We start from the raw sequence: 12,631 nt of genomic DNA on the forward strand, positions 1-12,631 counted from the left end.
CGTTCGACCTAGTGCCGCATCAGGCAGCGTCTGCCTTGCCGCCGGGTGCTTTCAGTGGCGTCCAAGTGAGATGCCAGGGCGTTCTGTGACTCTGAGCTTCCGGCACTGAGATCGCAGGAGGCTTTGCGTGGGGATTCGCGACTTTTTCCTGGCCAGCCGGCTACGCAGGGGGCCGACGCTGTTCCTTCCGTACGTGCCCGATCCGGGGGTGGTTCTGGAGACTGTGCAACTCCTCACGCCCCGGCGGCGGTCGAGGATGGCGTCGATCAGGTCCGGGAAAGGATTCCGTCCACCACCCACCTGGGCGAGATAGGCAACAGAGCGAACGTGGCCTGATGCGGCACTAGGTGGTCGTGCCCGGCTGTCGGAGGGCGGCACTACGGTGCCGCCATGACACGTGAACCCTCCACGCCCGTGGACTCCCGGGCACCTTCGGTGTCCCGGACGTCTCCGGACGGCGACTGGGACCGGCAGCTCGCCGACGCCTTCGCCGTCCTGCTCGGCCGCCCCCTGCGAGAGTACGACCCCGACGCAGTCTACGTCGCCTGTGTCGACGGCAATCTGCTGAACGAGACCGGGTTCCGGCAGGACGCCGCCTGGGTACGTCCCGCAGCTCTGAGCGGCGCCGAACCGGTCGTCTGGGACTACGTCCTGTTCGACGAGACCGAACGGACCCCGGTCTTCGACGTGAGCGGATCGTTCTTCGATTTCTGGGCACCCGATGGGGGTTCGGGGTCTCCTTCGTCTCTCAAGTCGCCGTCCTGTCGAGAAAACCGACGACGCGGGTGTTGAGGTCGGAGGCCTCGTGCCATGGCATCGCGTGGTGGGAGAGGCCCGGCAGCACCGCGGTCTCCGCGTGCGGCAGGAGGCGGGTGACGGCGGACGCGACGCGGTGAGGGGGATGGGCCCGGCCACGTCCGGCGAGGAGCACAAGAGTCGGCGTCGTAAGTGTGCGCAGTAGTCCGGGCTCGGGCTGCTTCCCGGTCACGATTTTCGCGTCAGGGAACTCCGCGGCCAGGCCGTACAGCCGCAGCCAGGCGGGGTCGGTTTCCACGCCGCCGGTCTCCCACGCCAGGAAAGCTCGCGCGCGTGAGGCCGTCGGCCGGATGAGGGACGGCAGCGCGCGTGCCAGATATCCCACCCGGAATCCTCCGAAACACTGCGTCGGATCGAGGAGAACGAGCCGCCGGACCCGCTGAGGTGCGTGGAGGCCGTATGTCAGGGCGACCCACCCGCCGTAGGAGTGCCCGCACACGGCGACGCTTCCGACCCCGAGCCCGTCGAGCACCCCGTCCAGCCAGCCGAGCAGGCCGGGGATGTTGCGAGGAGGCCGCTCGCCCCGGACGCTCCGTCCCGGCTCGCCGATGCGGTCCACGGCGTACACCCGATGTCGGCGTGCGAACTCGGCGACGTTGGCGAACCACATCGCCGCGGTGGTGCCACCGCCGTGTAACAGGATCAGTGGCGGGCCGTCCGCGGGCCCGCACGCGTTCACCCGCGTCGTTCCGTATGTCGACGGTAGGTCGATCGGCTCGACCCGGACCGGCCAACGCTCCAGGACCGCGTCATAGGCGGCGAGGAAAGCCGCGTTCGTGCCGTGGCCATCACCGGACATGCCCCACCTCAACAGGTAGCTCGCCAAGCAAGAATCTCGCTGAGCGAGATATTGCCATAATATGGCAGCGGCGACGACGGAGAAAGGCGGCAGACGACGTGAACGAGCAGGACGCCGGGATGCGAGTGGTGCACCTGCTGCGCGCCATCACCATGGAGCTCGACCGGGTCGGGGAGAGATTCGCCACCCGACACGCCCTCCACCCGACCGATGTGCGTGCGCTCATCTGCCTCCTGGATGCCGCCCGTACGGGCGCGCCCGCCACCCCGGGAGTGCTGGGGGCGCGACTTGGCCTCAACTCCGCGGGTACCACGGCGGTGATCGACCGTCTGGAAAGACTCGGTCATGTGCGCCGGGAGCGCGACACCCGAGACCGTCGGCGTGTGCTGTTGAAAGTGGATGAGAGCGCGGTCGCGCTCGGCTGGAGCTTCTTCGGCCCGCTCATCCACGAGGTAGTCGCCGTCATGAGCCGGTTCGACGCCGCGGACCAGGCGACCGTCGAGCGCTTTCTCGGCGGCGTGCACGAGGCTGTCACCCGGAAGCGAACCAGCCAGGAGTAGCACTTGCGGTATTCCCTTTTGGGCCCTTCAAGGTAGCCGACGGCCACAAGTACAACGCGTGCCCGGAAAAGGTGGTTTATAGCGAGGGCCTGGCCTACGGCTACGTCGATCAGCTCGCCACGGTCAAAAGCTCAGGGAGATCATCGAGGACCCCGCGTCCGCATGGTGCGGTCGGCCGAGGTGACCTTCGATCTCGATCGCCCCTGGCTTGATCTCTGACCTGTGCCTCGTTGCCGGGCGGCGATGTACTCGTCCACCGTCGTGAATCTTTCCGCGGTCGCCGTCCCTATGGTTGCCCGCCGGGCCGGGGTGGAGTCGTCTCGGCGATATCCGGGGCCGCGGCGGCCTGTCCATGGCGCTGCCCGCGCAGTCTCAGTAGTCCGGTGACGGTCACGGGCACGAGCATGACATGGCACAACGCCAACGTGATCTTGCTGGTGTCGTCGAAATCAGCGGGAATCGTCATGACAAGGATGGTCCCGAGCGCGATCGCCGGGGCGACGACCAGCGCCGCGGGCACCACCCATGGCCAGATTCGGGTGAGTATCGCCACTGCGGTCATCCCCACAAGCAACGGCAGGACGGTGAAGCCGGCGACGGTGAGCGCGTCGACCTCAGCGGGCTGACCCGAGGCGGTGAACCGGAAGTCGCCGCCGGCGGCACGCCCAAGCCCGTAGATGACGAGATTGAGGAACAGCGCGGCTGCCGCAGTTGCGACGACGGTGATGATGGGGCTGCCGTAACCGTATCCGTTCGAGCCGTCCGGTGCCCGATCGGATGCGTTCTTCGAGGTGTTCATCTGGCTCTCCGCGCTTTCCGTCAAGGCCGCCGCTCCCCGCTGCGCAGGTACGCTTCGATCCGATCGAGCGCTCCGGCCCAGACCTCCTGCACGAAGAAGTCACGCATCTCAGGCGTCGGGAATCCGGTCTGCACCACCGTGAGGAGCGTTCCGTCGTCGTGCTCTTCAAACGTGATCTCGATCGTGGTCGTCATGGTCATGCCGTCCGGGCTGATGCCGGTGGATTCGGTGACCAGGCGATGCGGACGGTCGATGACCAGGAAGGTCTGTGTCTCGCGGAACAGAGTGCCGGAGTCCGGTCCCCACACCGCGGTCTGCCGGCCTCCGACGCGCAGGTCTACGTCGATCTCCACGATGCCGGGCCTCTCGTCGAGGATGCTGAACCAGATTTTCTGCTTCTCGGCGTCGGTGTAGGCGTCGAAGACCTCTTCCGGACTCGCGGGCAGGAAACGGCTTGTGCGCAGCCGAGTGGTCTCGATGTTCTGGGTCATTGGTCGTTTTCCTTCTTGAGGGTGAAGTAGGCGTCGAGGCCGTCGAGCCGACGTTCCCAGAGCCGTTGGTAGAACCTGATCCAGGACATGACGTCCTCCAGTCGTTCGGTGCCCAGACGACACTGCCGTGATCGCCCGACCTTCTCCGTGGTGACCAGCCCGGCGTTCTCCAGGACATGCACATGCTTCTTCATGCCGGTGAGCGACATGCCGAACGGTTCGGCCAACTCGCCGATCGAGGCGGGACCCTGGCCGAGCCGGATGAGGATCTGTCGTCGTGTCGCATCTGCGAGGGCCGCGAACGTACGGTCAAGGACCTCTTGCTGAACCATATGGTTTACTATAGATCACTGAACCAGAAGGTTCAATAAGTGGTCGGGCGGCGTACATGGACAGATCAAAGGTTCCAACTGCCGTCGTCCGGCATCCTCGGCGTCGTCTCGATCAGGATCCGGCCACATGATCACGGGACATCGCCGGGAACGGCCTTGATTCGGTTCGCCGGGACGTAGACGTGAGAGTGCCGACGGGCGGGCTCCCGGCCCGTTCTCGGAGGTGGTGGATCGAGTGACACACGGATGCCCATCCTGCTCGCATCGGGCGAAGGCAGGGTGGGCCTCGGTACAGCGGATGTGAGGCCGAACCATTGCGCCGGTCGTACGCCTACCACCGGCGGTACCGCTGCGAGAACCCGGACGTGCGGTATCGGAGGCACCAATGTCAAGCTGGGTGACCCGTCCGAGTGGGCCGCCTGTCAGAGGGGTCCGGTTCCCGCAGAGGAGTAATCCTCTGGATCGCGCTCGTACGGCTCACACCCACTCTCCGAGCGTGAGCGGTAACCCCGATCAAGCTCCTTACTACGCCGAAGCCCTGGTTTCGAGACGTGTTCGCGATCAAGGTTCGGCGGGGTTTCCTTGTGATCCACAAGCGCCTCGCAAGCAGGTTCCGCCATGGTCCCAAGAGAAGGCGGCGATGGGGGAGGGCGGGGTTGAAGGTTCCGGGACGTGCTTCCGTGTGCCTGCTGGCGGCTTTCCTGTGCGAGCTGGTGGCCGTGGGAGTCAGCCTCGCTCTTCTGCCCGGCCTTGCGGCGGAGCTGGGGAGGCAGGAGAAGGGCGGTGACGGGGTGAGCTTCTACACCGAGTTCGCGCTGGACAAGGCCCAGACGCTGCTGTACTCCTACGCCATAGTGGGGGCGATCACGCTGGCGCTGGCGGCTCTGGTACGGCGACGAGGCGGGACGCCGGGCACGCGGGCCGCCATGGCGGTGGGCCTCGTACCGTACACGCTGCTCTGTTTCTTCTTGTGGTCGACGTCGGCTTTCCGGGCCGATGAAGTCCTGGACCGGTACTCGCACCTGGCCGCCTGGCTGGCGGTCATGGTCTGGCTCCTCTACGTCGCCGCGACGATCCTGCTGTTCCTCTCCAGGAAGAACATGCGTGGAGCTGACTAGATGATCATTTACAGGGGGTGGCCATGAGCCGGCCGATGCGATCACGGCTTGGGCGCGGAAATCCCGAGGAGCGCGGCGTCATGGGCGGCCTGGTGGATCTCGGACGCCGGGGGGTGCTCCTGCTCGGTGCGGTGGCGGTGCTCGCGGCGTGTGCATCGACTGCGCAAGGCGCGGATGACGAGCGGGTCCGCACGGACCTGGAGCCGCTGGAACGCCGGTTCGCCGCGCTCGGCCGGTTGTCTGGCGCGCACTGGCTCGGCATCGTCTTGGGCGGCGATTCCAGGTTGTCCGTTCCGGGCCCCAGCGACGTTCGACTGGTGGGAATCGCCCAGTTGAGAGCAGGCGCCGTCGCCGCCGTCGTGGGAACGCCACAGTGGGATTTCGAGCCCGAGACGCCGAGTTCGCCTCCGGAGCCGCTCGCCGAGTTCATGCCCGCGGGCGCCCGGTGGGTCCGGAGCGGATCCTTCGACCTTGAGGTGACGAGCGAAGGAGACTCCGGAGCGTTCTACCTCGATCCGGAGACGGACAGCGTCTACTTCGATTACGTCGACCAATGAGAACAGAATTCCGGGATCGGGCCGTTGCGGACACAGTCGTCGACTGGCTCATGCCGACCTTGCCTGCGCTGCTGGAATCGGCAGGCCCCAGGACCGGCCGCTACCGGATCGGGGGAGAGACCATGCCGCAGTCGACTGGCCTGTCCCCCGTCGGCAAGGGTTGTTGACTGTGACCGCGAGAAGCAGCAACGTTTGAGCGCCGGTTGCGGGGGCTTCGGGGCGGTGATGTCGATGAGATTTAGTGACGGTGTTGGGGTACCGTCAACGGACATGTCACCAATCGCCAAACGCGGCTGATCCCTGGATCGGATGGAACATCCGCCGCACAAATCATGATCTTTACGATAGGAAGACGTCGTGACCAACGATCAGCGGCATGGCAGTCGCTGGCAGGACCGCTCGCGTGCGACCCGTCCCGTAGAGATCCTGGTGAGCGCCCTGGCGGTCGGAGCGGGATTCGGCGCGGCGACCTCCCTCGTGAACGCCCTCTCCCACGGCTACGCCGACCTTGAAAGCCGTGCCTACACCACCAGCGGGTGGTCAATCGCGGAGATCATGAGCGTGCTGCTCGACTCCGGCTGGGCTTGGGCGGGGTTGGCGGTCGCCATGGGGTGGCTGGTAACCCGCGCAAGAGAGATCCGTCCTGCGGCACTGGCCCGAGGCGCTGCCGCGGGTGCACTGGCCCTGCTCGCGGCCACGGCCGCCTACAGCGTCATGGAAACCATGCGCAACGGCGAACCCTTGTCATCCTGGTACGAGACCGAGCCGCTTGTGTGGTGGGTCACCAGCGTCCTCTTCGGGGCGCCCCTGGGTGCCGTAGGTGCGTTCGTCAAGCGTCCGGGAGTGATCGGTCTCCTCGCGAGATTGACCGTGCCGGCCGGCGCTGCCGTACAGATGATCCTGCTCCCACCGGGCAGAAATGAGGTGATCGCGACCATAGGGAAGACGGTCGTGTGGGTGGCGGCTGCCGCGAGTATCGGCTTCATCGTCGTCCGTTTCCTCCTCGTGGAGCGACGTCGGCGCTCTCTGGCAGCTGCGGAGTCGCCGTAAGCAGATCCGCTTGGCGGTGTGGCGCTGCTTGCGCGGCGCGTCCAGAACATCGGGCAGCGATCTCGAACAGGCCGGTGTCGGGTTTGCGGATGCCCTCGATTCCTGAGGGCGCGTAGGCGTCAACGGCCGCGGCCAACCCCGTCTACTGAATCTTGCCGAGCTGGTTGTCTGCGGTGCCGTTGGCAACGATCGGCAGACCGTCGGATGGTGGGTGCTTGACCGGCCGGTATGACGCGATCGGCCGACCCACAGGGGCCGTTCGCCTTACCGGGATCGCCGATGGGTTCGCCGGTATCCGCGTGGGTAGCTCGATGGCATGCTCGCCGTGCTGGTCCGCTGGGGGCTCCGTCTCCTCGCCCTCCTGATCGGCGCCTGCCTGGCTCTGGCGTTTCCGGCCGTCAGCGCGTGGTGGTGGGCGTGGGTGGGGCTCGTTCCTCTCCTGCTGCTCCTGGCCCGCGCAGGATCTTTTCGGGAGGCGGCATGGCGCAGTTGGTTGGCGGCGGGCGGCTTCTTTGTGACGCTGCACCACTGGGTGCTCCCCTACCTGGGAGTCTTCTCGGTGGTGGCGGCTGGAATAGTCGGCCTGGTCTGGGTGCCCTTCGGGCTTGCCGCCTACGGGCTACTGCGGCGGCCCTCGCTCGCCAGAGTGCTGGTGGCGATGCTCGTACTGCCCTCGGTGTGGCTGACCGTCGAAGCGCTGCGCTCCTGGAAGCACCTGGGCGGGACGTGGGGGCTCCTCGGCCTCAGCCAGTGGACGGTAAGGCCGGTACTCGCCGTCGCCGCCCTCGGCGGGGTGTGGCTGCTGAGCTTCCTGCTGGTCACGGTCAACATCGGAATCACCGCCCTGCTGATCCCCGGCGCCATGCTCCGTACCCGGCTGGTCGGCGGGGGAGTCGCCGTCGTTCTGGCCGCGGCCGCGGTCGGCTACGGGATATTACGGCCGGAGCCGGTGGTGACCGGCAGCATGCGCGTGGCGGGTGTGCAGCCCGGTATCGTCTACGGCCCGCAGAAGCGCCTCGCCGTCCATCTGCGGCTCACCCACGAACTCGCGGGACTCGACCACGACGTCATCGTGTGGGGCCAGAGCAGCGTCGGACTCGACCCCAAGCAGCGGCCCGACGTTGATCGCCAGTTGCGTGAGGCCGCTGCGGCGACAGGCAGCGACCTGCTGGTCAACGTGGACGCTCGCGGCCCGTCCGGGCAGATCACCAAATCGACCTACCAGTACACCGGCAAAGGGCTCGTGGCCACGTACGCCAAGCAGCGGCTGGCGCCCTTCGGCGAGTACATACCGCTGCGACCGCTGCTCGGCTGGATAGCCGATTACACCGGGGCCCCCAAACAGGACCGATCCCCCGGCGACAAGCTGACGACGCTGAACGTCTCCGGTCTGAAGGTTGGCCCACTGATCTCCTACGAGTCGACCTTCCCCGACATGCGGCGCGACCTCGCGCGCATGGGCGCCGATGTCACCATCGTGCAAGGCTCGCTCACCACATTCCACGGCAGCTGGGCACATTCACAGCAGGCCGGCTTCGAGGCCGTACGAGCGGTGGAGTCCGGCCGCCCAGCGGTGCTGGTGGAGCTCGACGGGACCTCGGCGGCATTCGACGCGCGAGGCAGGCCATTGATATGGGTCCCGCCCGAGTATCGCGGCACCTTCATCGTCGACGTACCGCTCTCCAGCGAAGAAACGCTCTACGTCCGGTTGGGCGACTGGGTGCCTCTCATGTCCGGTGCGATCGTGATCGCGGCCATTCTCGGGCTTGCCATCCGGAGGGTCGGGCGGCGCCTGGCCCATTGGGGCTGCCGCGAGACTCGGGCAGACAGCAACCGTAGTCGGAGATAGCAGAACGAAGGGCCAGGCCCGCACAGCCCTCACCTTCTGTTCCGTAGCCAGTTCGAGATCGTCCGTCGGCGTCCACCGGCATCCCCAAGACCTGTTCACAGGCCCTTGATCGTTTTCTGTGAGTGTCCATCCCTGTCCAGGGGTGGTGTCAGCACTTCCGTTAGGAAGATCGAGCGTAGTGCCAGGGTTTCAGGCATCGCTCCCGCTTCATCGCACGTGTGCTCGGCGTTGCCGCCCGCCACGCAGAAAAGCACAAGGCCGAACGCCGAAGCAGGCAAGGTCCCCGATGGAATGCGCCCGTTATCATCTCAGCTGAGCTTCACTTTTCCGTTGAATGCCTCAAAAACCCAAAACAAGGACAAACGCCCCATGAGACGATGGGCTGCCCTAGCAGTCGCCGTACTGATCGCGTCCATGTCGGGCGCCATGAGTCCCGCCGCCGCGCAGGCAGGCGCTCCTGATCCGGCACGTGCGCTCAAGCAGCAGTTCCGAAATGAGCATGGCGTTCGGATTTCCGAGACCAACCGCTTCTTCTACGGTAAGAAGTCGACGATCTCCGGGAGTGGGATCCGGATCAGCGGTCATCTCCAGTTGGCCCCGTCAGGTCCGGTGGCTGCGGATTTCACCTGGTGGGATCTCTCCCGGCCGAAAGGCAAGGGGCTCCCGTCCAAGAAATCGGACCCCTACCGGGTGATCCGCGTCGGTAAAAACGTGTACGACGACGCCACCCGGTACCCCGGGCCCGTTCCGGATGGCAAGAAGTGGGTCCGGTTCCCGAACGAGCACAGGGGACGCATGAACCGGGACATGGCCCGGGACGCCAGCCTGCAGCCGATCGACATGTACGACCTGTCCATGATGAAGGCCGTACTGAAGCGCTCAGCGAGCAAGGCCGTCTCCGGCGGTTTCCTCTACCGAGGCACCGTGAGCTACCAAGAACTGCGCAGGATTTCCAAGAGCGCCCCCATCGCTTGGACCTCGGGGAAGCCCATCGGCAAGAAGAGCAAGGGGAAGGTCTCCTGGCAACTCTGGACCGGCCGTGACGGTCTGCCCAAGCGCCTGATCACCACCGACACCGCGGGAGGGGGGAAAGAACCGCTGGTCAAGCGGAGCGACACGCGCTACACCGACTGGGGATGCCATCTCGTCATCACCACCCCGCCCGCCGATGAGGTCATCGACGAAGGTGATCTGTTGGAGTACGTCCGCATGCAGAACACGTCCGCTCCGACGGACGCCAAGAACACTTAAGACGCTCTGGCGATCACGAGAACGGCCCGCCGGTTATGGAAGATCGCCAGATATTCCAAGATCGCGTTGGCGGGCTTGATGTACCGGGTTAGCTAGGAGTTGGATGGCTGCTCGCAGCGAAGGCGAGGGTCAGTGCCGAGAACTGCTGCAAATTTGTGAAGACGCGGAATTTCGTGTCGGTGGCTCCGTCGAACCGGCGTGTACGACAGGAGGCCGACTTCCGCCGTAGGCTGAATCTCGCACATGACGGACAGGAGGCTGAGGTGGCCGAGACGACGCTGACCGAGACGATGGTGGCCGAGGTGATGGCCGAGCTGGCCGAGCTCGAGGATCCGAAGACACGCGAGGTGAACGAGAAACACGGTGACGATCACGGTGTGAACCTCGGCAAGCTGCGCGCGCTCGCGAAGCGGCTGAAGACGCAGCAGGAACTCGCGTGCCGGCTCTGGGAGACGGATGACACCGCGGCGAGACTGCTGGCGATCCTGATCTGCCGCCCGAAGGCGTTCGAGCGTGACAAGTTGGATGTCATGTTGCGCGAGGCGCGCACACCCAAGGTGCACGACTGGCTCGTGAACTACGTGGTGAAGAAGAACCCGCACTCCGAAGAGCTGCGCCTGGCCTGGTCCGCCGATCCGGATCCAGTGGTCGCGAGTGCCGGCTGGGCGCTGACCACCGAACGCGTGACGAAGAAGCCCGAGGGCCTCGACCTCGCAGGACTGCTCGACGTCATCAAGGCGGAGATGAAAGACGCCCCGGATCGCCTGCAGTGGGCGATGAACCACTGCCTGGCTCAGATCGGGATCGAGCACGACGAGCACCGCGCCCGTGCAATCGACATTGGTGAGCGCCTGGAGGTGCTCAAGGACTATCCGACTTCCCCGGGCTGCACGTCTCCGTTCGCGCCCATCTGGATCACCGAGATGGTGCGCCGACAGCACGATAAGTAGGAAGGTTCGCGCTCACGCTCGTGCCGTCAAGCATCATCTGCTCGGCGCTGTGTGGTGCGCACGCTCCCTAGGGCATTCCGGGAGGGACGGGCTCCGCGGTACCGCGCCGCGCCACGAACACGAACTCCCTGCCCGGCCGGTCGGGTGCGTCGCGTACGTCCTCGACGACGAAGCCGTGCTCGTGCAAGTCCCGCTCGATCTCCGTACGTTCGCGGAAGCGAAGTGTCGATTCCGAGGTCAGTACGTCCCCGTCCGCGGCGAACACGTGCGTACCCCGGAAGCTCACCAGCGGCAGGCTCACGTCCGTCAGCTCGGCCCAGGTCTCGACGTGGCCGACGCCCGGGATGTCCGTCATGCGGTACGTGGTCTCGCGCGTCCACTCCGCCCACTCCTCCCACACGCGCTGCGCCGGATCGCGCGTCTCGAAGACAAGCCGCCCGCCGGGCCGCAGCGCCTCGTACGCGCCGCGCAGCGTCGTACGCCATGCCTGCGGATCGGCGATCGCCTGGGCGACGTTCCCGGTCATCGTCACCAGGTCGATCTGCATGGGCGGCAGGTCCCCCGCGTCGCCGTCGAGCCAGCGCACCCGCTCCGCGCCCGGCTTGCCACGCGCGACGTCGACGGACGCCCGCGCGGGATCGATCCCGGTGACCGTAATCCCGCGCTCGGCGAGCAGCAGCGCGAACACGCCCGTACCGCACCCGATGTCCAGCACGGACCGCGCGCCGAACTCCTCCGCCATCGCGAGATACGCGTCGAGATCGCTGCGGTCCGGATCGAGTGGGTCGTAGATGGCGGCGAGGCGCGGATGCCCGAAAGCTGTGTCAACCATGGAGGCGAACGTATGTGGCCCCGAGCCCGCGCGGCCACTGCTTTCTCGGGTTACGGCGCCAAGCGGGCGCGGCGAAGTGCGCCGCTGATCCCGGCGCCCCTATCGGGCACGGCCGTACCGAAGCGAACCTCGGCCAGGCCGCTAAGTGGGTGTTTGATCCCAGGAGATGGGGAATCGCCTGATCCATTCGGTAGCCTGTGCGCCCGACTTGTACTCTTTCAATGGATTCCGAAACGGCAGCCTTCGAGGAACAGGCCGCCGAGCGCCGGTCCCGTCCAGGAAAATCCTGTCTCATCCCAAGACCTGGCGCCCTGTCCTTACCCGCCGGTGAGGGATACCCATCGAGGCCTGGGCGGCCGATGTGCCGCGCGGTACGCCGGAGGCATGGCCGAGCAGCGACCGTACCCCAGCGACCTGTCCGACGCCCGCTGGAAGCTCATCGAACCCGTGCTGAGCGCCTGGCGCGCCGACCGCCGCGGCAGAGGCCTGGACATCGGCCGCCCCTGCGAGCATGACCTGCGCGCCATCATGAACGCCATCGTCTACGTCGACCGCACCGGCATCCCCTGGCGTTATCCGCCGCACGAGTATCCGCCCTGGCAGAGCGTCTACGGCTACTTCGCCCACTGGCAGAACGACGGCGTCTTCACCCAGCTCAGCGGCCTGCTGCGCCGATTGGTACGCGCCGCCGAAGGCCGTGATCCCGAACCGACGGCCTGCGTCATCGACGCCCAAAGCGTCAAGACCTCGGCCAACGTGCCCGCCGCCGGCCAGGGCTACGACGCGGGTAAGAAGATCACCGGTCGCAAGCGCAGCATCGTCACCGACACCCTCGGCCTGCTACTGGCGGTCATGGTCACCGCTGCCAGTGTCTCCGACGGGGCCGCCGGCCTGCCCCTGCCGACCCAGGTCGCCGCCGATCACCCGACCATCACCAAGACCTGGGCCGACAGCGCCTACCGCACCACGGTCATCGAAGGTGGCGCCGCGCTGGGCATCGACCTCGAAGTCGTTCGCCGCGACTCCGCCACCAGGGGATTCACCGTTCTGCCTCGACGCTGGGTCATCGAGCGCACGCTGGGCCGGCTGATGTTCCACCGCCGCCTGGCCCGCGACTACGAAGCCCTGCCTACCCGCTCCGAAGCCATGATTCACATCGCCATGATCGACCTCATGACCCGCCGCCTCACCCGCGAATCCACCCCAACCTGGAGAGACACCTGAAAC

The 12,631-nt window shown here is 66.4% G+C and carries 14 protein-coding genes; 9 read left to right on the top strand and 5 right to left on the bottom strand.

Annotated features, from left to right (window positions below; genetic code table 11):
- The first annotated feature begins 390 nt into the window (after positions 1-390).
- Positions 391-792 (top strand): hypothetical protein, encoded by a 402-nt coding sequence (locus tag ABT130_RS32340; RefSeq protein ID WP_350961817.1) that lies wholly within the window; start codon positions 391-393, stop codon positions 790-792.
- Here the strand turns inward: ABT130_RS32340 and ABT130_RS32345 are convergent.
- Entirely contained in the window at positions 749-1,615 is an 867-nt protein-coding gene (locus tag ABT130_RS32345; protein ID WP_350961820.1) for an alpha/beta fold hydrolase, read from the bottom strand. The two genes, ABT130_RS32340 and ABT130_RS32345, sit on opposite strands and share 44 nt — an antisense overlap.
- Before the next feature lie 98 nt (positions 1,616-1,713).
- Between ABT130_RS32345 and ABT130_RS32350 the strand changes: the two genes are divergently transcribed.
- The gene (locus ABT130_RS32350; RefSeq protein ID WP_350928558.1) at positions 1,714-2,175 is read left to right on the top strand and encodes a MarR family winged helix-turn-helix transcriptional regulator; all 462 of its coding nucleotides are present in this window, start codon (positions 1,714-1,716) and stop codon (positions 2,173-2,175) included.
- A 286-nt stretch (positions 2,176-2,461) separates the two neighbouring features.
- On the opposite strand, the gene ABT130_RS32355 is transcribed toward ABT130_RS32350, so the two are convergent.
- The 3 genes from ABT130_RS32355 to ABT130_RS32365 are packed head-to-tail and all read right to left on the bottom strand — an operon-like array spanning position 2,462 to position 3,797.
- Positions 2,462-2,974 (bottom strand): DUF6069 family protein, encoded by a 513-nt coding sequence (locus ABT130_RS32355; protein WP_350961823.1) that lies wholly within the window; start codon positions 2,972-2,974, stop codon positions 2,462-2,464.
- Positions 2,975-2,994: 20 nt separating this feature from the next.
- Positions 2,995-3,465, bottom strand: a complete 471-nt coding sequence (locus tag ABT130_RS32360; protein WP_350961826.1) for an SRPBCC family protein — start codon at positions 3,463-3,465, stop codon at positions 2,995-2,997.
- The gene (locus tag ABT130_RS32365) at positions 3,462-3,797 is read right to left on the bottom strand and encodes an ArsR/SmtB family transcription factor (protein ID WP_350961829.1); all 336 of its coding nucleotides are present in this window, start codon (positions 3,795-3,797) and stop codon (positions 3,462-3,464) included. Before ABT130_RS32365 ends, ABT130_RS32360 begins: the two co-directional genes overlap by 4 nt.
- Positions 3,798-4,453: 656 nt before the next feature.
- Here ABT130_RS32365 and ABT130_RS32370 point away from each other — a divergent pair.
- From ABT130_RS32370 to ABT130_RS32395, 6 genes are all read left to right on the top strand, one after another.
- On the top strand, positions 4,454-4,915 hold the full coding sequence (locus tag ABT130_RS32370; RefSeq protein WP_350961832.1) for a hypothetical protein: 462 nt from the start codon (positions 4,454-4,456) through the stop codon (positions 4,913-4,915).
- 80 nt (positions 4,916-4,995) lie between these two features.
- On the top strand, positions 4,996-5,472 hold the full coding sequence (locus ABT130_RS32375) for a hypothetical protein (protein WP_350928568.1): 477 nt from the start codon (positions 4,996-4,998) through the stop codon (positions 5,470-5,472).
- A gap of 357 nt (positions 5,473-5,829) precedes the next feature.
- A complete protein-coding gene (locus ABT130_RS32380) occupies positions 5,830-6,522 on the top strand; it encodes a hypothetical protein (protein ID WP_350961834.1) in 693 nt (230 codons plus the stop codon).
- A gap of 316 nt (positions 6,523-6,838) precedes the next feature.
- On the top strand, positions 6,839-8,371 hold the full coding sequence (lnt, locus tag ABT130_RS32385; RefSeq protein WP_350961837.1) for an apolipoprotein N-acyltransferase: 1,533 nt from the start codon (positions 6,839-6,841) through the stop codon (positions 8,369-8,371).
- Between the two features lie 330 nt (positions 8,372-8,701).
- Complete coding sequence (locus ABT130_RS32390) at positions 8,702-9,622, top strand: hypothetical protein (protein WP_350961840.1); 921 nt, start codon at positions 8,702-8,704, stop codon at positions 9,620-9,622.
- A 305-nt stretch (positions 9,623-9,927) separates the two neighbouring features.
- A complete protein-coding gene (locus tag ABT130_RS32395) occupies positions 9,928-10,572 on the top strand; it encodes a DNA alkylation repair protein (RefSeq protein ID WP_350961875.1) in 645 nt (214 codons plus the stop codon).
- A 67-nt stretch (positions 10,573-10,639) separates the two neighbouring features.
- On the opposite strand, the gene ABT130_RS32400 is transcribed toward ABT130_RS32395, so the two are convergent.
- Entirely contained in the window at positions 10,640-11,404 is a 765-nt protein-coding gene (locus ABT130_RS32400) for a class I SAM-dependent methyltransferase (RefSeq protein ID WP_350928576.1), read from the bottom strand.
- Between the two features lie 384 nt (positions 11,405-11,788).
- On the opposite strand from ABT130_RS32400, the gene ABT130_RS32405 reads away from it, so the two are divergent.
- The gene (locus tag ABT130_RS32405; RefSeq protein ID WP_350961843.1) at positions 11,789-12,628 is read left to right on the top strand and encodes an IS5 family transposase; all 840 of its coding nucleotides are present in this window, start codon (positions 11,789-11,791) and stop codon (positions 12,626-12,628) included.
- Positions 12,629-12,631: the final 3 nt, after the last annotated feature.

It is taken from the genome of Streptosporangium sp. NPDC001681 (assembly GCF_040298085.1).
Taxonomy (GTDB): Bacteria; Actinomycetota; Actinomycetes; order Streptosporangiales; family Streptosporangiaceae; genus Streptosporangium.